The organism is Mycobacterium sp. Aquia_216, from assembly GCF_026723865.1.
In the GTDB taxonomy this organism is placed as follows: domain Bacteria; phylum Actinomycetota; class Actinomycetes; order Mycobacteriales; family Mycobacteriaceae; genus Mycobacterium.
In genome coordinates this window covers 1,779,131-1,801,069 of the sequence record NZ_CP113529.1, presented here as the reverse complement: position 1 = coordinate 1,801,069, position 21,939 = coordinate 1,779,131, and the positions used below count along the sequence as shown (strand labels likewise).

Genomic DNA, 21,939 nt, shown 5'->3' with positions numbered 1-21,939 from the left:
TCACAACTGTACGCAGAGTTGCGGGCTAGCAACTCGGCGCCTGAGCTCCTTGTTGGATCGCGTGCAGCGCGTCCACCGCTTGGCCGAGCGTCTCGACCTTGACCAAGCGCAACCCGTGCGGATTGTCCGAGGTCGCCTCGTAGCAATTCTTTGCCGGCACCAGGAACACCGTGGCGCCCGCCTCCTGAGCGGCAACCATCTTGTGCGTGATGCCGCCGATCTGGCCGACCTTTCCGTCGGACGAAATCGTGCCGGTCCCCGCGATGAACGTCGAGCCGGCCAGATCGCCGGTGGTGAGCTTGTCGACGACCGCCAGGCTGAACATCAGGCCCGCCGAGGGTCCGCCCACGTTGGCGAGGTTGAAGTCCACCGAGAACGGCGCCCAGGGTGCATCGAGCACCGCGACACCCATGAAGCCGTAGTCGCGGTCTTTGTTGGTGCCCAGCGTGATTTGCGCGACGCCGGCCGGCTCGTTCTTGCGGCGGAAGTCGATCGTCACCACCTGACCGGGCTTGGTGTTCTTCAGCAGTCCGGTGAACTGTTCGACATTGACCACGGGAGTGCCGTTGACCGCGTCGATCGCGTCGCCGGCCTTCAGCTTGTCCAGGGAAGGACCGGGGTCGGTGACGGTCGCGACGGTGACGGCCGGCGCGTATTTCAGATAGCCCAGGGCGGCATACGCGGCACTGTCCTCGGAATCTTTGAAGTCGGCGTCGTTGGCCTTGTCGACATCCTCGCGAGACTTGCCGGGCGGGTAGACGAGATCACGCGGGACGAGCTGTTCCTGTCCGGAGAACCACAGCGTGAGGGCTTCGCCGAGGGACAGATCGTCGCGCTGGGACACCGTCGTCATGTTGAGGTGACCGGTCGTCGGGTGGGTCTGCGTGCCTTCGATCGCGACCACTTGCTTGCCGTCGACCTCACCGAGCGTGTCGAAAGTCGGGCCGGGGCCCAGCGAGACAAACGGCACCGTCACCACCGCGAGCAACACGCCGAAGACCAGGATCGGCACCAGCGCGACCATCAAGGTCAGAATCCGCCTGTTCACGCCGATAACCCTAACGGGACACCCCGTTGGCTTGTTCAGCTACAAGCGTGACGGCGGATGGGGCCTTCTGTTCCGGCGTGAGTACCGTTGGTGTCATGGCTGACCTGCCTTTCGGCTTCTCTCATGGAGACGACCCCGAGCGCGACAAGCACGGGAAGAAAGATCCCGAGTCCGGCTCGGGCGCGTCCGATCCGTTCGGCGGGTTCGGCATGGGCGGGGATTTCAACGTGGGTGACCTCGGGCAAATCTTCACGCAGCTGGGTCAGATGTTCAGCAATGCGGGCACGATGGCGGCCGGGGGCACCGCGTCGGGACCCGTCAACTACGAGCTGGCTCGGCAGGTCGCGTCCAGCTCGATCGGATTCGTCGCACCGATCCCGGCCCCGACGAACTCCGCGATCGCCGATGCGGTACACCTCGCCGATACCTGGCTCGACGGTGTCACCGCGCTACCCGCCGGCGCCAGTAAGGCGGTCGGCTGGAGCCCCAACGACTGGGTGGACAACACCCTGGCGACCTGGAAGCGACTGTGCGACCCGATGGCCCAACAGATCTCGACGGTGTGGGCGTCTTCGCTGCCCGAGGAGGCCAAGGGCATGGCCGGTCCGCTCATGGCGATGATGTCGCAGATGGGCGGTATGGCGTTCGGCTCGCAGCTGGGCCAGGCCCTGGGCCGGTTGTCCCGCGAGGTGCTGACGTCGACCGACATCGGTCTGCCGCTGGGCCCTAAGGGCGTGGCGGCGATCATGCCCGACGCGGTGGAAGCGTTCGCCGCCGGGCTCGAGCTGCCCCGCAGCGAGATCATGACGTTCCTGGCCGCCCGGGAGGCGGCCCACCACCGGCTGTTCAGCCACGTGCCCTGGTTGGCCAGCCAGCTGCTGGGCGCCGTCGAGGCCTACGCCGCGGGCATGAAGATCGACATGAGCGGGATCGAGGAGCTGGCGCGCGACTTCAACCCCGCCTCGCTGTCCGATCCGGCCGCAATCGAGAACCTGCTCGGCCAGGGCGTTTTCGAGCCCAAGGCAACGCCGGCGCAGACCCAGGCGCTGGAACGTCTGGAGACGCTGTTGGCACTGATCGAGGGCTGGGTCCAGGTCGTCGTGACCGCGGCACTGGGCGACCGGATTCCGGGTGCGGCCGCGCTGAGCGAGACGCTGCGCCGGCGCCGGGCGAGCGGGGGCCCCGCCGAACAGACATTTGCCACATTGGTCGGCCTGGAGTTGCGGCCACGCAAGCTGCGGGAAGCCGCCGCGCTGTGGGAGAGCCTGACGGAGGCCGCCGGCGTGGACGCCCGTGACGGCGTCTGGCAACACCCCGATCTGTTGCCGGGTGCCGAAGACCTCGACGAGCCCGCCGGCTTCATCGACCGCATCATCGGTGGAGATACCAGCGGAATCGATGAGGCTATCGCACAACTCGAGCAAGACGACCCCGGCGCCCAGGGCGATTCTGCCGAGAGCTGAACGGGGCGTCCGGCCGGCGTAGCAAAAGGGCTCGCGCAGGGGCGCTGCCGGTTCTGTGGATAACTGAACGGGCCTGCGCCGGGCGCCTGGCACAGTCTGGTTTCATGCCACGGACCGCCATGTATGCGCTGGATCCGGCAATGCCGGTGCTGCTGCGCCCCGACGGTGCGGTGCAGGTGGGCTGGGATCCCCGCCGGGCGGTGCTGGTCCGTCCGCCGCGCGGGCTGGCCGCGGCGGCGCTGGCCGGACTACTGCACTCGATGCGATCACCCCAGTCGATCACCGAGTTGCAGCGCCAAGCCGTCGAGCGCGGATTGACCGACACCGAAGGCCTGGCACATCTCGTCGCGCAGCTGGTGAGCGCCCGGGTGGTGACCCGCGGTTGCCGGCAGACCGGCGGCCGGGCGGCCTCGATCCGGGTGCACGGCCGCGGGCCCCTGTCGGACCTGCTGATGGACTCGCTGCGTTGCTCGGGCGCGCGGATCGCGCACAGTAGCCAGCCGCATGCCGCGGTATCGCGTGCGGCGGTGGATCTGGTGATACTGGCCGACTATCTGGTCGCCGACCCGCGCATGGTGCGCGATCTGCACAGCCAGCGAGTCGCGCACCTGGCGGTTCGAGTGCGCGACGGCACCGGCCTGGTGGGGCCACTGGTCATCCCCGGCGTGACCAGCTGCCTGGGCTGCGCGGACCTACATCGCAGCGACCGTGACGCCGCGTGGCCGGCGGTCGCGGCCCAGCTGCGCGAGACCGTCGGCGTTGCCGATCGGGCCACCCTGCTGGCCACCGCGGCGCTGGCGCTCAGCCAGGTAAATCGCGTGATCGCCGCGGTGCGCGGCGACGATGCGGGACCCGACCCCGGGCCGCCGCAGGCGCTGAACACCACCCTCGAGTTCGACCTGCACGCCGGCGCCATCGTCACCCGGCAGTGGACCAGGCATCCGCTGTGTTCGTGCTGACGCCAGGTGTTAGGTAGATCAATCCCGAGACTGACCACCGGTCGTGGATGATGGGGATTGTGTCTGAGATCAAACGGGGGCGTGCCGCACGCAACGCGAAGCTGGCCAGCATTCCGGTCGGCTTTGCCGCGCGTTCCGCATTGGGCTTCGGCAAGCGGCTGACCGGTAAGTCGAAGGACGAAGTTCAGGCCGAATTGCTGGAGAAGGCCGCCAACCAGCTGTTTCAGGTGCTGGGCGAGCTCAAGGGCGGAGCGATGAAGGTCGGCCAGGCCCTGTCAGTGCTGGAAGCCGCGATTCCGGAGGAGTACGGCGAGCCGTACCGCGAAGCGTTGACGAAGCTGCAGAAGGACGCCCCACCGCTGGCCGCCGAGAAGGTGCACCGAGTGCTCGACGCGCAGCTGGGCACCAAGTGGCGAGACCGGTTCAGTTCTTTCGACGACACCCCGGTGGCCTCGGCCAGCATCGGCCAGGTACACAAAGCCGTGTGGTCCGATGGCCGCGACGTGGCCGTCAAAATCCAGTACCCGGGTGCCGACGAGGCACTGCGGGCCGACCTCAAGACCATGCAGCGGATGGTCGGGGTGGCCAAACAGCTCGCGCCCGGCGCCGACGTCCAGGGCGTCGTCGACGAGCTGATCGAGCGCACCGAGATGGAACTCGACTACCGGCTGGAGGCCGACAACCAGCGTGCCTTCGCCAAGGCTTACCACGACCACCCGCACTTCGCGGTGCCGCGCGTGGTGGCCAGCGCGCCCAAGGTGGTGGTCCAGGAGTGGATCCAGGGCGTGCCGATGGCCGACATCATCCGCGACGGGACGCGCGAACAGCGCGACCAGATCGGCACCCGGCTCCTGGAGCTCACCTTCGACGCGCCGCGCCGCGTGCAGCTGCTGCACGGCGACGCGCACCCGGGCAACTTCATGCTCCTGCCCGACGGACGGATGGCCGTCATCGACTTCGGCGCCGTCGCGCCCATGCCCGGTGGTTTTCCGGTCGAGCTGGGGATGACCATTCGGTTGGCCCGCGAGAAGAATTACGACCTGCTATTGCCGACGATGGAGAAGGCCGGCTTCATCCAGAAAGGCCAGCAGGTGTCGGTGCGCGACATCGACGACATGCTGCGCCAGTACGTCGAACCGGTCGAGGTCGAGGTTTTCCACTACACCCGTAAATGGCTGCAGAAGATGTCGGCCGTCGAGATCGACCGGTCGGTGTCGCAGATCCGCACCGCCCGGCAGATGGACCTCCCGCCCAAGCTGGTCATCCCGATGCGGGTGATCATGTCGGTGGCCGCGATTCTCTGCCAGCTGGACGCCCACGTGCCGATCAAGGCGCTGTCCGAAGAGCTGATCCCCGGGTTCGCCGAACCCGGCAGCGCGGCGACCTAAGCAGCGACCGCACCTTTTCGGGGCCGTCCGCGCGGACGTTTGTAGCTCACGATCGAGCCCCGCTCGAATATCTCACCGCCCCAGACCCCCCACGGTTCGGCACGGTCCAGCGCCGCGGCCAGGCACTGCCGTCGAACCGGGCAGTCCGTGCAGAGCGTCTTGGCGCGCTCCAGGTCCGCCGGGGTCTCGGCGAACCAAAGGTCGGGGTCGCCGGCGTGACATGGCAACACCGGCGGCGGTTGTCTGGGGACTGTCAGTGCCGACATGTCCTGCTCACCTGCTTCCTGGTTGGGTGTCCTTCTTCGGTGATCCGGACCAGGTTGCGGGCTTGCCGACCCAAAACTATGGCCACGGATCCTGGTGACTTCGGGTCCGTGGCCATGTGGTGTAGACGGGGTAGTTAGGTGAGACCCCAATCCACGGACGCGTCAGTCGCGGCGGCGGCGCGATGCTTGAGCGCGGCCGCCGGCGTAGCGGCGGCGGGGGTGGCGTGGGAGGTCCACGCGGTCAGCACCGCGCCGGCCACGGTTACCTCGAACGTGTCGTTGATCATCGTGGCCACCTCCCCTCAGCTAGACGTGCGCCGGCCGTGCGCCGACAGCAAAATGTGTTTCCGAGAGTAAATGGTAGCCGACCGTACTGACAACCGATTTTCTGACCTGCGCGTTTACCTTCAGCGGCCGCGAACCATACCCAGGACATCGGGCCCGTACTGCTCGAGTTTGCGTGCGCCGATACCCGGGATCGCGATCAGGGCCGCTTCGTCGTCGGGCAGCAGTTCGGCGATCGCGATCAGCGTGTTGTCGGTGAAGACGACATAAGCGGGCACCTTCTGCTCCTTGGCGACGTCCAACCGCCACTCCTTGAGCCGCAACAACAACTCCTCGTCGATGTCGGCGGCGCACGTCTCGCAACGCCGCAGCATGACCGCCGCCGGAGTGGTCAGGTTGTTATTGCATATCCGGCACCGCGAAGCGCCTTGTTTGCGCCGGGATTTGCCCGGCGCCGGTTCGGCACGGGTCTGGGGCGCGATACCGTTCAGAAAACGCGACGGCTTACGACTCTGCCGACCGCCCGGACTGCGCGATAGCGCCCAGGACAGCGCCAAATGCACTCGGGCCCTGGTGATTCCGACATAGAGCAGGCGACGCTCTTCCTCCACCGGCTCGCTCTCGGCACCGTGGGCCAATGCGTGCGAGATGGGGAGGGTGCCGTCGGCCAATCCGACCAGGAACACCGCGTCCCATTCCAGCCCCTTGGCGGCGTGCAACGACGCCAAGGTGACACCCTGCACCACCGGTGGGTGTCGCGAATCGGCCCGGATCCGCAGCTCGGCCACCAAGCCCGGCAGTTCCAGCTGCGGACGCTGCGCCACCTCGTCGTCCACCAACTCGGCCAACGCGGTCAGCGCCTCCCAGCGCTCCCGGGCCCGGGTGCCGACGGGTTCCTCGGCCGTCAGGCCCAGCGGTTCCAGCACCGCGCGAACCACCTCGGGCAACGGCCCCTCCAGGCCCTTTTCGGAGCTGCGCTCCGCACGGCGGTGCAGCGCCACCATCGCCTGCTTGATCTCCTGACGGTTGAAGAAGCCTTCGCCGCCGCGAACCTGGTAGGCGATGCCCGCCTCGGTCAAGGCTTCCTCGTAGATCTCGGACTGAGCGTTGACGCGATAGAGCACCGCGATCTCGGACGCCGGGGTGCCGGATTCGATCAGGGTGGCGATCGACCTGGCCACCGCGGCGGCCTCGGCGGTTTCGTCGGTGTGCTCGTGAAACGACGGCACCGGACCCGGTGCCCGCTGACCGGACAGTTGCAGCTTGCTGCCGGCGACCCGGCCGCGTGCCGCGGCGATCACCTGGTTGGCCAGCGATACGACCTGCGGGGTGGAGCGGTAGTCGCGCTCCAGGCGCACCACCGTGGCGTCCGGAAACTGCCGTGAGAAGTCGAGCAGGAAGCGCGGCGAGGCCCCGGTGAACGAGTAGATGGTCTGGTTGGCGTCGCCAACGACCGTCAGGTCGTCCCGGTCGCCCAGCCAGGCCGAAAGCACCCGCTGCTGCAGCGGGGTGACGTCCTGGTACTCGTCGACGACAAAGCAGCGGTAGCGATCGCGGAACTCCTCGGCGACCGCGGCGTCGTTTTCGATCGCGGCCGCGGTGTGCAACAGCAGGTCGTCGAAGTCGAGCAGCGTCACCGCTTCGTCGCGAACCTTGAGGGCCTCGTAGGCGGCGTAGACGTCGGCGACCTTCTTGGCGTCCAGCGGAATGTCGCGGCCCACGGCGGCGACCTCGTTCGGGTACGCCTCGGGACCGATCAGCGACGCCTTGGCCCACTCGATCTCACCGGCCAGGTCACGCACGTCGTCGGTGCTGACATTGAGCCTGATTCGGCTGGCCGCCCTGGCCACGACGGCGAACTTGGTGTCCAGCAGTTGCCAGCCGGTGTCACCCACCACCCGCGGCCAGAAATACCGCAATTGGCGGTGCGCGGCCGAGTGAAAAGTCAGGGCCTGCACCGCGCCGACGCTCGATCCGGTCTGCGCTGTCGCGGCGTCCAGCATCCGCAACCGGGATCGCATCTCCCCCGCCGCACGCTGGGTGAACGTAACCGCCAGCACCTGTCCGGCGGCGACGTGGCCGCTCGCCACGAGCTGGGCGATGCGGTGCGTGATGGTGCGGGTCTTGCCCGTTCCGGCGCCCGCGAGTACGCAAACCGGTCCGCGCGGTGCCAGCACGGCCTCGCGCTGTTCGTCGTCGAGTCCGGCGGTCAGGGGGTCGGCGACCATCGGCATGCCGTCCATCTTGGCAGCGGTCGCCGACAAACCGGGTGTTTCGCCACGCCGAACACGTGCCGTCCACCTACGTGCCCCCGGCGCGAGTGCCCCCGGCGCGGAACGCATCGTCGCCGGGTTACGTTATCGAGCTATGAGCAACGCTCCGATTATCGTTTACACGACCTCATGGTGTGGTTATTGCCACCGGCTCATGACCGTGCTCAAGTCCAACGGAATCCCCTACGAAACGGTCGACATCGAACACGACTCGGCGGCCGCGGAATTCGTTGGTTCGGTCAACGGTGGCAACCGAACCGTGCCGACGGTGAAGTTTGCCGACGGGTCGACGCTGACCAACCCGAGTGCCGCCGAGGTGAAAGCGAAGCTGGCCCAGGTCGCCGGCTGAGCCGCAGCAAACTTGACGCTGCTCAACAAGTCTCAAGCGCTTTACGATACGGACTATGGCGACGAATTCGCGGCGGCGAAAGAATCGCGCAATTAATAAAGCAGCGTTGCGGTCCGCCGGCCTCGCCTGCTGCGCGGTGATGCTGATGGCGGGCTGCTCGCATTCGAGCACTCCGGCCAAGTCGCACCCCACCGCCACCCATGTCGACGACATGATCGTCGGCCTCGACGACGTCCGGCGCATCGCCAAAGCCGACGATCTCGACCGCGCCGAGGCCGACCTCAATAAGCCGGCGCCTTCGGACGCCAATGCCCCGGGCCCGTGTCGGGTGGTGGGTCACAACGACCTCACGTTCGGCGCCAACTGGACGGAATTTCGCGCGGCGGGTTATCACGGGGTCACCGACGATATACAGCCGCTGGGCAGGGCCATGATCAATGGCGTCACCCAGGCGGCGGCGCGCTATGTGAACCCCGGCGCGGCGCAAGGCGCATTCCATCAGCTGGAATCGTCGCTGCAAGCGTGTATGGATCTGCACGATCCCAACTACAGCTTCACCCTCGACAGACCGGATCCGTCGACGCTGCGGCTCAGCGCCCACCAGTGGAGCCATCTGTACCGCACCGAGTCTGCTTATCTGGTGTCGGTCGGCGTGGTGGGTCTCGAATCGGCGGATCAGATCGCGAACTCGGTTCTGCAGATCATCGCCGACCGCATCCGTTAGCGCCTCAGTCGAGTGCGGCCCAGGATTCGATGATGACCCGTGCGATCGAAATCGAGCCGGGCAGAAGAAGTTTCGATTCCGAAGCACTGCTCCAATCACCGACGGCAAGCGCCGCGCGCACCTCGTCGCGAGTGAACCACGCCGCCTCGGCGATCTCACCGTCGTTGAACGAGAACTCCTGGTCGGGGTCGCCCAGTGCATGGAAACCGACCATCAGCGAACGCGGAAAAGGCCACGGCTGGCTGCCCAGGTAACGAACATCGCGCACGTTCAGGCCGATTTCCTCACGGATCTCCCGGACCACGCAGACCTCGAAAGACTCTCCGGCTTCGACGAATCCGGCCAGCAGGGAAAACATTCGCTCGGGCCACACGGCCTGGCGGGCCAGCACCGCGCGGTCACCGCCGTCGTGCACCAGGCAGATGACCGCCGGGTCGATGCGCGGAAACTCCTCGTGCCCCGTGACCGGGTTGACTCGCGACCACCCCGCCCTGGCCGGTTTCGTCAAGGAGCCGTCCACCGCGCTGAATCGGGCCTTGTCATGCCAATTCAGCAGCGCGATTGCCGACGACACCAGTTGGCTGCTGGTGTCGTCGAAGATCGGGCCGAGACTGCGCAGGTTCACGACTTCGGTTTGGACGTCAGGGTCCTCGGGCGCTTGCAGCGCTCCCCGGATGGCCCAGACGTGCTGGCCGTTCTCGATGCGGCCGAGGAACACCGCGTCAAGCGGCGGCTTGTCGCCCAGCTGGGACGCCGCACCGAGTACCACGCGGCCGTTGGCGACCAGCACCTGATTGCGCGAATCCACCCGCAGCAGCGCGGCTTCCGCCCATCCGACGGTGGCTGCTTCGACGTCGGTCCGCAATTGATCGGCCCGGTCGGCGCCGACGCGCGACAGTAACGGGACACTGCTCAGTTGAAAGTCCACTAGTACCCCGCGTCTCGGATGTAGAGCAGCCGGTCGGTGGCCTCGATGGCGTCCACTTCGGGTGCACCGATGCGAATCAGGTGTCCGTCACGCACCACGCCGAGCACGATGTCGCGCAGGTGTCGCGGTGATCCGCCGACCTCGCTCTGCTCGACTTCGCGTTCCGCGATGGCCAGGCCGGCATCCGGAGTCAGCAGGTCTTCGATCATCTCCACGACGGTGGGTGTGGTGGTGGCAAGACCGAGTAGCCGGCCCGCGGTCTCGGAGGAAACCACCACCGAGTCCGCGCCCGATTGCTGCAGCAGATGCGAATTCTCGGCCTCCCGGATGGCGGCCACAATTTTGGCCTTAGGCGCGATCTCGCGCGCCGTCAGCGTCACCAGCACGGCGGTGTCGTCACGGTTGGCGGCGACGATGATCGACGACGCGTGCTGAGCCCCGGCCAGCCGCAGTACGTCGGATTTGGTGGCGTCGCCGTGCACGGTGACCAGACCGGCGGTCGCGGCGTGCTCGAGAGCGCCGCGATCGGTGTCGACGACGACGACCTCACCCCCGGCGGCCTCATCGCTGACAATGGTTGCCACCGCCCGTTTCCCCTTGGTGCCGTAGCCGATCACGATGGTGTGGTTACGCACTCTGTTCCTCCAACGCTGAATCTTCCACCCTTGCCGCGACCGCTCGGAGAGCACTTCGAGCGTCGTGCCGACCAACACGACCAGGAACGCAATCCGCAACGGGGTGAAGACGACCGTGTTGACCAGGCGCGCGGCCTCGGCATACGGCGTAATGTCGCCGTACCCGGTGGTCGACAGCGACACCGCCGAGAAGTAGAGGCAGTCCAGGAACGTCAGCTGCTTGCCCCGCACATCGCGATAGCCGTTGCGGTCGAGGTAGACGACGACGGCGGCGCCGAACAATAGCAGCAGCGCGATGATCAGCCTGCGGGTGATGACTCGGGCCGGGCTGCCGTGGTCTTCGGGGATGCGCAGCACGCCGACCAGCAAGTGACCGGGCTGAGCGGTCAGTCTCTCGTCGAGACCCCGCAGCCGTCGCAACCTACCCGTGGGCACAGTGGTCCGTCATCGGCCGGACAACACCGCACGCCACACGCACGACTCAAATGTAACCACGATCGCCGGGCGGCAGACACTTGATCGCCTCAGACGGCGACATCGCGCCGGCCCGCGGAGTCGCTCTCGGGGTACCACCCGCTTGCCGGCGCCAGCCCGGCCAGCTCGGTGAGATCGGGCAATTCGTCGGGGACGACGGTGACGCCCGTGCGCACGTAATGGAACGCGGTCCGCACCGAGGATTCCGGGCATCCAGACAACGCCGCCCACGCCAAGCGGTAGACGGCGAGCTGGACGGCGGCCTGTCGCATCGCCTCGGGTCCGCGCGGGGGCTCGCCCGTCTTCCAGTCCACTACCGTGGCGCCGCCGTCGGGCTCGGCGAAGACCGCGTCGATGCGGCCGCGCACCACGGTGTCACCGATCGGCATCTCGAAGGGGACTTCGACGGCAACGGGACTGCGGGCCGCCCATCGCGATCGGGTGAATGCCGCCTGCAGCGCGGCCAATTCTTCGGTGTGGCCGAGATCGGGGTCCGCCGCACCCGGCAGGTCGCCAAGCTCGAACAACCACTCGGTTCCGTAGAACTGTTGCACCCAGGAGTGGAAGGCATTGCCCAGCAACGCATGTGGGTCCGGTCGCGTCGGCAGTCGATGCACCAGGCGCTGCACCGCCCCCTCCGGGTCGCGGGCCAGGTCCACCAGACCGCTGACCGACAACTGACTGGGCAGCTCGCGCGCGACCCGTCGTTCGCAGCGGGCGCGCTCGGCCAGTAGTGCGTCGACGTCGGCAGCCCAGCCGTCCACGTCGACACAGTCTTGCGTTGTGTTCGCGGCCATCGCCGTGGCCACCAGCTCGGCCCCGCGTTCGACGTCGGCACGGCGCCCGGAGAGCGGATCGGCGGGCCAAACGGCCTCGATGATATTGTCGCGCAGTGGATTTCGATCTCCGTCGGCCGGCGCCGGAGCCCACTGTTCCACCACCCCGCAGGGGTCACCAGCGGCGGTCGACCGGTCGATGACGTCCTTGAGTTCGCAGAGGAATTCCGACGGTCCCCGCGGTTTGATCCCGGTGGGACCCCAGTGATGCCCGGACACGAGAAGCGTGTCCTCGGCCCGGGTGATCCCGACATACAACAGTCGTCGCTCTTCGTCGATGCGCCGCTGATCCAGCTGCCGACGATGATCGGAGATCTTGTCCGACAGCTGCTTTCGATTGGTGACGTCCGATAGATCCAGAACCGGGATGCCCAGTGCGCCCGCCGAGGCGCGATCACCGCGCAGCAGCGGCGGCAGCTCGGCGGCATCGGTGAGCCAACTGCTGCGCGACGCGGTCGACGGAAACGTTCCGCCGGACAGGTGGGCCACCGCGACTACTTGCCACTCCAGACCCTTCGCGGAGTGCACGGTTAGCACCTGAACCCGATCGCGCGCGACCGTCAACGGCGCTGGCGCCAAGCCGTTTTCGACGGCCTCGGCCGCATCCAAGTAGGCCAGCAGACCCATGACCGGTCCCGCCGCCGACACGTCAGTCGCGCTTGCTCGTTCCGCGTAGCCGGCGACCACATCGGCGAAGGCGTCGAGGTGCTCGGCGCAGGCCCAGCCGTCGTGACCCGCCGCGGCGCGGACTTCGCAGTCGACGCCCAGCACGCGTCGCGTCTCGGCGACCAGGTCGGGCAGTGCATGACCGAGATGTCCGCGCAGGGTGCTCAGCTCGGTGGCCAGCGCGGTGATGCGTTGATATCCCGCAGGCGAATACGCGGCGGGCGGCCCGGGATCGCCGATCGCGTCGGCCAGGCACGCCGTGTCGGCTTCTACGTTGGAGGGGCCGGCTGCCATCGCGATCGACTGGGCCGAGGATGCCACGGTGGACCGTCCGGAGCCGAGGGCCGCCGCGCGCCGCCAGAGCGCGGCGATATCCCGGCCACCGAGTCGCCAGCGCGGACCGGTCAGTACCCGCATTGCCGCCGCACCGGCCGTGGGATCGGCGACCAGGCGCAGCATGGCCACCAGTTCGGCCACCTCCGGGATGGAAAGCAGCCCGGCCAGCCCGACGACCTCGACGGGGATCCCGCGCGCGCGAAGCGCGTCGGCGATGGGTGCGGCATCGGCGTTGCGGCGCACCAGCACCGCCGCGGTCGGCGGGCTGACGCCGTCGGCGTGTGCCCGCTGGTAGTGGGAGGACAGGTGGTCAGCGATCCACTCGCGTTCGGTCTGCGCGTCGGCAAGCAGGGCGGCGCGGACGGTGCCGAGCGGGGCGTCCGGGCGGGGCCGCAACGCGTGCACGGCCACCGATCGGCGTCGCGCCTCCGCCGAAATCGCGTTGGCGACGTGCAACGTGCTGGGCGGATTGCGCCAGCTGGTGCGCAGCTCCAGCACCGGCGCGGGAGTGCCGTCGGATCGAGGGAAGTCGGTGGTGAACCGGGGCAGGTTGGTCGCCGAGGCGCCGCGCCAACCGTAGATCGACTGAATCGGATCACCGACGGCCGTCAGCGCCAACCCGTCGTCGATGCCACCGCCGAACAGGGCCGACAGGGCGACGCGCTGAGCGTGGCCGGTGTCCTGATACTCGTCGAGCAGGACCACCCGGTAGCGGCTGCGTAGGTCGGCGCCGACCTGCGGGAAGTCCGCGGCAAGCCGTGCCGCCGAAGCCATTTGCACACCGAAGTCCATGACCTTCGCGGTGCGCATCCGTTCTTGCAACGCGTCGAGCAGCGGTACCAGTTCGGTGCGCTCGGTCTGCACGGTCAGCAGCCGAAGCAGCCATTGGCTCGGCCCACGGTCGCGTTGATAGGGCCCGGCGGGCAGGGCGTGAATCAACCTTTCCAGCTCCAGGTGGGTGTCGCGGAGCTGGTCGGTGTCGACCAGGTGCTCGGTGAGCTGGCCCCACAGCCGCAACACCATCGAGGTGACGGCGGCCGGCGTCTTGTCGGTGCGCAGCTGCCCGGCATGTCGGTTGACCACATCGAAGGCCAGCTGCCACAGCTCAGTCTCGCCGAGTAAGCGGGTGTCGGGTTCGACGGGCAGCAGCAGCCCGTGATCGCGCAGCAGCGAACCGGCGAATGCGTGATACGTGCTGACCGCCGGGGTTCCCGTGGAGTCGAGGGCGCCGGGGCTGGCCGCGCCCAAGCCGACACCGGCCAACCGGGCCAGTCGGGAGCGGACCCGGCGCAGTAGCTGTCCGGCGGCCTTGCGGGTGAACGTCAGTCCCAGTACCTGGCCGGGCTCGGCGTACCCGTTGGCGATCAGCCACACCACCCGCGCCGCCATCGTCTCGGTTTTGCCCGCACCCGCCCCCGCAATCACGACCAGAGGGCCCGGCGGCGCCGCAATGACGGCGGCCTGCTCGGCGGTGGGCGGGAAAAGCCCCAGCGCACAGGCCAATTCATCCGGACTGTAGCGCGGTGTCATGGTGTGGACCCTTCGGTGTGGGCGGGGCACGACGGCCGTATCGGGCAGTGCGAGCAGCCGTCGTTGCGCCGGGCGACGAACTGCGGACCGGCGGTCGCGTCGGCCGCCCGCATGACGAGGTCGCGCCATTCGTCGCGCGCGGCCGGTGTCAAGGGATCCTGCTCCCGGACGGTGGCGCCGCCCGCCCCGCTCTTGCCGATGTAGATCAGCCGCCCGCCACCGGGCTCCACGCCGGGCGCACCCTGCTGGACAAGGCCTTCGGCGACCGCGAGCTGGTACATCGCCAGCTGAGCGTGCTGTTGGGCATCGTCCTTGCTGACCGGTGTCTTGCCGGTTTTGATGTCGACGATCACCAGCCGCCCGGACCCGTCGCGTTCCAGCCGATCGACCCGGCCGCGCAACCGGACTTCGCCACCGTCCTCGCGCGACACCGCCAGGACTCCGTCGACGTCGACCTCGACGCCGACCTCCCGCAGCTCGCCTCGCGTCTGAGCTCGCCACTCGATGAACGCCTCGATCATGGCGCGGTGCCGGTTCAGCTCATTGGCCGAATGCCAACCGGCATCGAAAGGCAGGTGCTCCCAAGCCCGTTCCAATTCGGCTAACAATTGCGCTTCCGTTTTGCCCGGCTCGGCGATCAGCGCGTGCAACACCGAGCCGATCGTGGACCGCAGCTCCCGCGGGTTGGTTCCGCCGTGCCGTTCGACCAGCCAGCGCAGCGGACAGTCGTTGAGGGTCTGCAGCGTCGACGGCGTCAGCGTGACCGGATCGCTGCGATCGCACAGCGGCTCGCTGGTGCTGACCGCGGTCAAGCCGTGCCATCCGGCCGGGTCGGCGCCCGGGACACCAGCATCGGCCAACCGGGCCAATTGCATTGCCGCGCAACGGCGAGCTGCGTCATCCACCGCGCCGTCAGGCGCACAGACCACACCTCGCAACCGGCCGACCAGCACCGAGGCTGACAGCACTCGTGGCGCTGAAACCGGCGCCGCAACCAGATCGATGCCTTCGTCAGCCCACTGCGCGATCTCGAAGAAGAACGGCGAGGGCAGGGCGGCCTCTTGACCCTGGCCGCCGGTGTCGCTGTCGACGGCGGTCACCAGCAGCCGGTGCCGGGCCCGGCCCATCGCGGCCACCAACAGCCTGCGTTCCTCGGCGAGCAGCGGCGCACGTACCGAGGCAGCCGCGGACACGCCGTCCATGACATCGAGCAGCCGCTGCGTGGCCAGCACACCGCCGCGCGGAACAGTGTTGGGCCACAACCCATCCTGCAGGCCGGCGATGACCACCACGTCCCATTCGTGTCCCAGCGCGGCGTGCGCGCTGAGGACCCGGACCTGCTCGACCGTCGCCGACGGCTCGGTCTTGACGCTGGGCAGCCGCAGCGCCGAGACGTGCTCGACCAGGCTGCGCAACGAGGCGCCGGGTGTGCGAGACACGAACTGATCGGTGACGTCGAACAACGCGGTCACCGCCTCCAAATCCCTGGTGGCCTGGGCAGCGGCGGTGCCGCCGCGCTCGCTGGCCGTCAACCAGCGACGCTGCAGACCGGACCGATGCCACGCCGCCCAGAGCGTGTAGCGCGGATCTTGGCCGTCGCGGTGGCAACGTGCGGCCGCGTCCAGGACCGCACGCACCCGCTGCAGCGAGCGGGACCCCGAGCTCCGCGGCGCTCCGGCGCCAAGCGCGGCCACCAGCAGATCACCGAAACTCACTGTCTCATCGGTGGGTTTGCCGCGCATCAGTGTCCGGCGCAGCTGCCGCAGCGAGACCGGGTCGACGCGGCCGATGGGTCCGGTCAGCAGCGCCAAAGCCTGATCGCCGTCCAGCCCTTCGTCGGTCGCGGCCAAAACCGTGAGCATCGCCCGGACCGCCGGCTCTTCAGCCAGCGACCCGCCCATCGCGGGTGCGGCCACCGGCACTCCGGCGGCCGCCAGCGCCCGCGGCAACCCGGCGCCGACACGTGGCACCGACCGCACGATCACCGCCATCTGCGACCACGGCACGTTGTCCACCAGATGCGCACGGCGCAGCGCGTCGGCGATCATCGCGGACTCCGCGTGCGCCGACGCCGCCAGCCGCACCGTGACCGATCCCTCTTCCACCCCGGTGCCGTCGATCTGCCGACCCTCGCTGCTGCCCGGCAACCGTCGCGCGATGCCGCTGACGGCGCGCGCCACCGCCGGTGCACACCGATGCGATTCCGTCAGCGTCACCGAGGGTGCGTCGCCGTCCTGGGGGCACCACCCGCTCGCCGGGGACAGCCCGGCCGGCTCGCCGCCCCGGAAACCGAACACCGCCTGGTTGGGGTCCCCGGCGACCAGGACCAGTTCACTTCCCGCCGCCAGCACCCGAACCAGCAGGGCGGCCTGGGGGTCGAGTTGCTGGGCGTCGTCGACCAACAAGACCCGGACCCGGGCCCGCTCGGCGGCCAACAGCTCGGCGTCGACCGCGAAAGCCTCCAGCGCGGCGCCCACCAATTCTGCCGCTCCCAGCGCCGGCGTCGTCGCCTGCGGCGCTGCAGTCCCGACCGCCGCTCGTAGCAGCATCACCTGCTCGTACTGTTGCGCGAATCGGCCCGCCGCGGTCCATTCCGGTCGGCGGCACCGACGGCCGAGGCGCTGCAGCTCCTGCGGATCCACACCGCGTTCTGCGCAGCGCGCCAACAGGTTCCGCAGCTCGGTGGCGAATCCCGCGGTACTCAGGGCCGGTACCAGATGCGCCGGCCAAGCTGTGGTACCCGCGTCTTCGAGGTCGCCGGCCAGCAGTTCGCGGATGATGGCGTCCTGTTCGGCGCTGGTGACCAGCCGCGGCGGCGCGTCGCCGGCACGCTCGGCCGCCCGCCGCAAGACCGCGTACGCGTAGCTGTGCACGCTGCGTACCAACGGCTCACGGATCGCGGACCGGCCCGCGACGGTGGCCCGCAGCATCGCCATCGTCAACGCGCTGCGCTGCCGCATCCCGATCCGGCCCGAACCGGTAAGCAGCAGAACCGATTCCGGGGCGACACCGGCTTCGACTTGGGCGACCGCGGCGTCGACCAGCAGGCTGCTCTTCCCGGTGCCCGGACCGCCGAGGATTCGGATCAGGCCGCGTGCATCCGGCGCGAGAACGGCCCGCGCCTCGGCTCCCCAGGTCAACGACATACGGGCATGACATCACGAGGGTCTGACAAGTCGATCCGGCTGCGGCGGCGGCGGGTGGCGGGCCTGGCATCATCGACGCGTGACCACCGACCTTCACGTGCACCGCTTCGGTCCGTCTCGCCCGGTGCAGATGCTCGCCCTGCACGGACTGACCGGTCACGGCCAGCGCTGGCAGCACCTGGGCGACTACTTGCCCGAAATCGCCATCGCCGCTCCCGATCTGCTCGGCCATGGCAGGTCGTCGTGGGCCGCGCCGTGGTCCATTGACGCCAACGTCGCGGCGCTGGCCGCGCTGCTCGACGAGGTCGCCGAGACCCCGGTGCTGGTTGTCGGACACTCGTTCGGCGGGGGGCTGGCAATGCACTTGGCCGCGGTCCGGCCGGATTTGGTGGCGGCGCTAGTGCTGCTCGACCCGGCGGTAGGTTTGGACGGCGGGTGGATGCGCGACATCGCCGAGGCGATGTTTTCGTCGCCCGACTACCCGGATGCCGCGGAAGCGCGCGCTGAAAAGGCCAACGGTTCTTGGGCGGACGTCGACCCCGCCGTGCTGGACGCCGAACTCGACGAGCATCTGGTCCAGCTGCCCAGCGGGCGGTACGGCTGGCGGGTCAGCGTGCCGGCGATGATGTCCTATTGGAGTGAGTTGGCCCGCCCCACCGTGTTTCCGCCGGCGGGCACGCCGACGACGTTGGTGCGCGCGGCGTGGACGTCGCCGCCCTACGTCACCGACCAACTGGTCGCGGGCCTGACGGAACGCTTGGGATCCGATTTCGAGTTCCTGACCTACGAGTGCAACCACATGGTGCCCGTCGCCAAGCCGACCGAGGTCGCCGCGCTGATCCGCACGCGGTTGCGGGCGCGCTGACGTGGCGCCGGTGACCGAGGAGCAAGTCGAGCGGGTGCGTGCCTTGGTGGCGGCCATCCCCTCCGGCCGCGTCTCCACTTACGGCGACATCGCCGCTGTGGCAGGGCTTTCCAGCCCGCGGATCGTCGGATGGATCATGCGCACCGATTCTTCCGACCTGCCCTGGCATCGGGTGATCACCGCGTCCGGGCGCCCGGCCCGGCATTTGACGACCCGGCAACTGGAACTGCTGCGCGCCGAGGGCGTTCTTTCCATCGACGGCAGGGTCGCGCTCGGCGAGGTGCGCTACGAGTTTCCCGACTGAGCACGCCGTCGTTCACCGAGATCGACGTAATCGTGCAACGTCTCGGCGTGTCGCCGCGGTAACGTCGATGTCGGCGTGCGGCGGCTAGAGCGTCAGCGCCCGGCGTGCGGCGGCTAGAGCGTCAGCCTGATCAGGGCCGCCGTGCGAGCCAGGCCCGGGAAGGCCTCGGCCGTCGACCGCGGATGTAACGCATGTACCGCCAGACGAAACATCAACGCGCGCAACAACATCTGCGGCCACTCGGGCAAGGCGTTCCAGCGTTCGATGAGCCCGTCGTCGGCCTCACCCCAGGACAGGGCGTCGACGACGACGACACCGGCAGCCCACGATGCGGGCCGCCAGTACGGCGTGATGTCGGTGATCCCCGGCGCAGCGGTGCCGATGAAAAGCACCGTCCCGTAGAGGTCTCCGTGCACCAGCTGGTTCGGGCTCTTGGTCGGCTTGCGCAGCGTCGCGAGCTGGCCGATCAGCTCGACCGAGCGTTGGCCGTCTGCGGGCGACGGAGCGGTCCGCGCACCCGGCGGAATCGACTGCAGCGGCCGCTCTTCCCACGCGGCGCGGTCGGCGGCGATGAACACGTCGACGTCCGACCACGGAGTGGTGGGTCCCTGGGTCAGGAATCGGGGGCGCTCCAGTTTGCCGGTGGCCTCGTGCAGTCGCACCGCCGCCGACACGACTTCGTCATGCCTGGGCTCCGGCGTGCCGGCGACAAACGTGTCGGCTCGCCATCCCGAGACCACGTAGCGCCCGTCGGTCGAGCGGACCGGCCGGGCCAGCCGCACGCCGTCCACGAACAGCGTCTCGCGCACTCGCGCGGACCAGGCGGCGCGCGCGTGGTCGGCGACGATCGAGAGGACGACTTCGCCGCATCGCCAGCCGCCCTCCCAGCTGGCGCCCAGGGCGATGGGCTTGACCCCGGCCAAACCGAACGCCGAAAGCACGTGCTCCGGCGGTGGTTCGACACTCACGGGGGTTAGCCTAGCCGGGCGACAATGCGCGCCGTTACGGCGCGCTGAGGAGCTCGGCAATCCAGCTCAACCGGGCGACAATGCGCGCCGTTACGGCGCGCTGAGCGGGTCAGTACATCACCATGTCGGGCTGCATCTGCTGAGCCCACGCCACGATTCCGCCCTGCAAGTGGACGGCATCGGCGAAACCGGCCTTCTTCAGGACGGCCAACGCCTCGGCCGAGCGCACACCCGTCTTGCAGTACAGCACCGCCGTGCGGTCGTGCGGCAGCTTTGCCAGGCCCTCGCCGGAACTGATCAACGAATTCGGGATCAATTGCGCGCCGTCGATGTGATTGATGTCCCACTCGACCGGCTCGCGAACGTCGATCAGAGCCAGCTTCTTGCCCGAATCCAGCAACACCCGCAGCTCCCCCGGGGTGATCGTGGATTCGCTGGCCGCCTCGACCGCATTCTCGGACACCCCGCCGCAGAAGTCTTCGTAGTCGACCAGATCGGTGATCTTCGCGGTCGACGGGTCCTTGCGGATCTTGATCGTGCGGTAGCTCATCTCGAGCGCGTCGTAGATCATCAGCCGACCGAGCAGCGGTTCGCCGAGGCCGGTGATCAGCTTGATCGCCTCGGTGCCCATCACGGACGCGATCGACGCGCAGATGATGCCCAGCACGCCTCCTTCGGCGCAGGACGGCACCATGCCGGGTGGCGGCGGCTCCGGGTAGAGGTCGCGGTAGTTCAGCCCCATGCCGTTGGGTGCGTCCTCCCAGAACACCGAGACCTGGCCTTGGAAACGGTAGATCGATCCCCACACGTAGGGCTTACCGGCCAGCACCGCAGCGTCGTTGACCAGATACCGGGTGGCGAAGTTGTCGGTGCCGTCCACGATCAGGTCGTATTGCCCGAACAGGCCGACGGCGTTGCTCGCCTCCAGCCGGAACTCGTGCAATCGCACCTCGACCAGCGGATTGATCGCGAGGATCGATTCGCGCGCCGAGTGCGCCTTGGGCCGTCCGACATCGGCGACGCCGTGGATGATCTGGCGCTGCAGGTTCGACTCGTCGACGACGTCGAACTCGACGATGCCGATCGTCCCGACGCCGGCCGCGGCCAGATACAACAACGCCGGCGCCCCGAGTCCGCCGGCGCCTATCACCAGCACCCGCGCGTTCTTCAGCCGCTTCTGCCCGTCGACGCCCAGCTCGGGAATGATCAGGTGGCGGCTGTAGCGCGCCACTTCGTCGCGACTCAGCTCGCCGGCCGGCTCGACTAGTGGCGGCAACGATGTGGGCACCGGATATCTCCTCGGTCAGCTTCGCGACTCAGCATTTCAAGTAAACGCTTGGATCGCGGGCATTGCTTCCGGGCTAGGCGATCGGATACGGCCAGGGGTTGAAGCGGCAGGTCTTGCCGTCGGCCTTGACGTATTCGGGGTCGAACTTCGCGGCGTCGTCGTTGGAGGTGGAGAACGTCTGCTGCATCATCACCGGCGCCAACCCGCCCTGCTTGTCGCACGGTTCGTGGCGAACATAGCCGATGGCGTGGCCGACCTCGTGGTTGATGACGTACTGCCGATACGAACCGACGTCTCCCTCGAACGGCACGGCGCCGCGCACCCAGCGCGCCTCGTTGATGAACACCCGCGCCTCCCGGTTCGGTCCGTACACCGGGTTGTAGCAGGAGGTCTCCAGCCGGAACTCGTAGCCGCAGCCCTCGCGCACCGTCACCGGAGACACCAGTGAAATCCGGAAGTCGGGCTTGCCGGTGTCGATCCGGACGAACGCGAATTGCGGGTTGTGCGTCCAGCCTTTCGGGTTGGCCAACGTCTGATCGACCATCGTGGCGAATGCGTCGTCACCGCCGAACATCGCGGGATCCAGGCCGTTCTCGACCTCGACGGTGTACCTGAACACCTTGGCGGTGCCCTGACCGATCTGCGGTGTGGTGCCCGGCACGACGCTCCAGCTCTTGTCACCCGCTTCGATGAACGGGCCGCCGTCCGGCAGCGTCCCCGCCGGCAGATTGGCGTCGAAGGTCGCCAAGCCGCGCGGCGGTGCATCCAGGATCGCCGTGCCCACCGCCCCGATGGCCGGCGGCCCTTGGATCGGCTTGCTCGCCGTCGGTATCGGCGCGCCGACGCCGGTCACGGTCTGATAGATGACCACCGCAGTCAGCGCCACCAGGGCGGGAAGCGCATACGCACGCCAGCCGTAGGTGGAGATGAACCGGCCCAGCCACGTTTGTTTCCGCCATTGGCGAGGACGGTCGCGGTCGGCCCTCGGCCGTCCGACACCCCGCGCCGTCGGGTCCCGCAGGGCCCGAAGCGGTTCCCGCCACTCGTCACGTAGCACGGGCACTCGACCGGTGCCCGGCACGGGTGGCTCGGACGTCATTGCCCCAGGATGGCACAGCAGGGACCGCGGGCGTCCCTGGCGCGCCCGAGCGCACCCCACCACACCGGTTCAGCCTGCGCCGACGGCGCCGATGCCGGTCACGGGTACA

General features: G+C 68.5%; 18 protein-coding genes. 7 read left to right on the top strand and 11 right to left on the bottom strand.

The window, feature by feature from the left end; genetic code table 11:
- Positions 1 to 25: 25 nt before the first annotated feature.
- On the bottom strand, positions 26 to 1,048 hold the full coding sequence (locus OK015_RS08535; protein WP_268130705.1) for a YlbL family protein: 1,023 nt from the start codon (positions 1,046 to 1,048) through the stop codon (positions 26 to 28).
- A gap of 77 nt (positions 1,049 to 1,125) precedes the next feature.
- Between OK015_RS08535 and OK015_RS08530 the strand changes: the two genes are divergently transcribed.
- The 3 genes from OK015_RS08530 (at position 1,126) to OK015_RS08520 (ending at position 4,858) form a co-directional block, all read left to right on the top strand.
- Positions 1,126 to 2,511, top strand: a complete 1,386-nt coding sequence (locus OK015_RS08530; RefSeq protein ID WP_268130704.1) for a zinc-dependent metalloprotease — start codon at positions 1,126 to 1,128, stop codon at positions 2,509 to 2,511.
- 104 nt (positions 2,512 to 2,615) lie between these two features.
- On the top strand, positions 2,616 to 3,470 hold the full coding sequence (locus OK015_RS08525) for a cyclodehydratase (RefSeq protein ID WP_268130702.1): 855 nt from the start codon (positions 2,616 to 2,618) through the stop codon (positions 3,468 to 3,470).
- A gap of 47 nt (positions 3,471 to 3,517) precedes the next feature.
- On the top strand, positions 3,518 to 4,858 hold the full coding sequence (locus tag OK015_RS08520; RefSeq protein WP_442791222.1) for a macrolide-binding ATPase MABP-1: 1,341 nt from the start codon (positions 3,518 to 3,520) through the stop codon (positions 4,856 to 4,858).
- Here OK015_RS08520 and OK015_RS08515 read toward each other — a convergent pair.
- The 3 genes from OK015_RS08515 to OK015_RS08505 form a co-directional block, all read right to left on the bottom strand.
- Positions 4,855 to 5,124 (bottom strand): WhiB family transcriptional regulator, encoded by a 270-nt coding sequence (locus tag OK015_RS08515; protein ID WP_268130698.1) that lies wholly within the window; start codon positions 5,122 to 5,124, stop codon positions 4,855 to 4,857. The two genes, OK015_RS08520 and OK015_RS08515, sit on opposite strands and share 4 nt — an antisense overlap.
- 134 nt (positions 5,125 to 5,258) lie before the next feature.
- Positions 5,259 to 5,411 (bottom strand): hypothetical protein, encoded by a 153-nt coding sequence (locus OK015_RS08510; RefSeq protein ID WP_268130696.1) that lies wholly within the window; start codon positions 5,409 to 5,411, stop codon positions 5,259 to 5,261.
- A gap of 120 nt (positions 5,412 to 5,531) precedes the next feature.
- Positions 5,532 to 7,643 (bottom strand): ATP-dependent DNA helicase UvrD2, encoded by a 2,112-nt coding sequence (locus OK015_RS08505; RefSeq protein WP_268132542.1) that lies wholly within the window; start codon positions 7,641 to 7,643, stop codon positions 5,532 to 5,534.
- A gap of 133 nt (positions 7,644 to 7,776) precedes the next feature.
- On the opposite strand from OK015_RS08505, the gene mrx1 reads away from it, so the two are divergent.
- Both mrx1 and OK015_RS08495 read left to right on the top strand, forming a co-directional pair.
- A complete protein-coding gene (gene mrx1 / locus OK015_RS08500; protein ID WP_268130694.1) occupies positions 7,777 to 8,031 on the top strand; it encodes a mycoredoxin Mrx1 in 255 nt (84 codons plus the stop codon).
- Positions 8,032 to 8,086: 55 nt separating this feature from the next.
- Positions 8,087 to 8,755, top strand: a complete 669-nt coding sequence (locus tag OK015_RS08495) for a sensor domain-containing protein (RefSeq protein ID WP_268130693.1) — start codon at positions 8,087 to 8,089, stop codon at positions 8,753 to 8,755.
- 4 nt (positions 8,756 to 8,759) lie between these two features.
- On the opposite strand, the gene nudC is transcribed toward OK015_RS08495, so the two are convergent.
- The 4 genes from nudC to OK015_RS08475 all read right to left on the bottom strand — a co-directional run bounded on the left by nudC (position 8,760) and on the right by OK015_RS08475 (position 17,306).
- Positions 8,760 to 9,683: an NAD(+) diphosphatase gene (nudC, locus tag OK015_RS08490; protein WP_268130691.1), complete on the bottom strand. Its 924-nt coding sequence runs from the start codon at positions 9,681 to 9,683 to the stop codon at positions 8,760 to 8,762.
- Positions 9,683 to 10,753, bottom strand: coding sequence for a potassium channel family protein (locus tag OK015_RS08485; RefSeq protein ID WP_268130689.1), 1,071 nt, complete (start codon positions 10,751 to 10,753; stop codon positions 9,683 to 9,685). The genes nudC and OK015_RS08485 overlap by 1 nt, the downstream gene beginning before the upstream one ends.
- A gap of 89 nt (positions 10,754 to 10,842) precedes the next feature.
- The gene (locus OK015_RS08480; RefSeq protein ID WP_268130686.1) at positions 10,843 to 14,160 is read right to left on the bottom strand and encodes an ATP-dependent helicase; all 3,318 of its coding nucleotides are present in this window, start codon (positions 14,158 to 14,160) and stop codon (positions 10,843 to 10,845) included.
- Positions 14,157 to 17,306 carry an ATP-dependent helicase gene (locus tag OK015_RS08475; RefSeq protein WP_268130684.1) on the bottom strand — a complete coding sequence of 1,050 codons (3,150 nt, stop codon included), beginning with the start codon at positions 17,304 to 17,306 and terminating at the stop codon, positions 14,157 to 14,159. The genes OK015_RS08480 and OK015_RS08475 overlap by 4 nt, the downstream gene beginning before the upstream one ends.
- 79 nt (positions 17,307 to 17,385) lie before the next feature.
- Here OK015_RS08475 and OK015_RS08470 point away from each other — a divergent pair, with 79 nt between their 5' ends.
- Both OK015_RS08470 and OK015_RS08465 read left to right on the top strand, forming a co-directional pair.
- On the top strand, positions 17,386 to 18,171 hold the full coding sequence (locus OK015_RS08470; protein WP_268130682.1) for an alpha/beta fold hydrolase: 786 nt from the start codon (positions 17,386 to 17,388) through the stop codon (positions 18,169 to 18,171).
- 1 nt (position 18,172) lies between these two features.
- Positions 18,173 to 18,475 (top strand): MGMT family protein, encoded by a 303-nt coding sequence (locus OK015_RS08465; RefSeq protein ID WP_268130680.1) that lies wholly within the window; start codon positions 18,173 to 18,175, stop codon positions 18,473 to 18,475.
- A 113-nt stretch (positions 18,476 to 18,588) separates the two neighbouring features.
- On the opposite strand, the gene OK015_RS08460 is transcribed toward OK015_RS08465, so the two are convergent.
- The 3 genes from OK015_RS08460 to OK015_RS08450 all read right to left on the bottom strand — a co-directional run bounded on the left by OK015_RS08460 (position 18,589) and on the right by OK015_RS08450 (position 21,830).
- Positions 18,589 to 19,443, bottom strand: coding sequence for a TIGR02569 family protein (locus OK015_RS08460; protein ID WP_268130678.1), 855 nt, complete (start codon positions 19,441 to 19,443; stop codon positions 18,589 to 18,591).
- 109 nt (positions 19,444 to 19,552) lie between these two features.
- Positions 19,553 to 20,731: an adenylyltransferase/sulfurtransferase MoeZ gene (gene moeZ / locus OK015_RS08455; RefSeq protein WP_268130677.1), complete on the bottom strand. Its 1,179-nt coding sequence runs from the start codon at positions 20,729 to 20,731 to the stop codon at positions 19,553 to 19,555.
- 73 nt (positions 20,732 to 20,804) lie between these two features.
- Positions 20,805 to 21,830 carry a DUF3152 domain-containing protein gene (locus tag OK015_RS08450; RefSeq protein WP_268130676.1) on the bottom strand — a complete coding sequence of 342 codons (1,026 nt, stop codon included), beginning with the start codon at positions 21,828 to 21,830 and terminating at the stop codon, positions 20,805 to 20,807.
- Between the last annotated feature and the right edge of the window lie 109 nt (positions 21,831 to 21,939).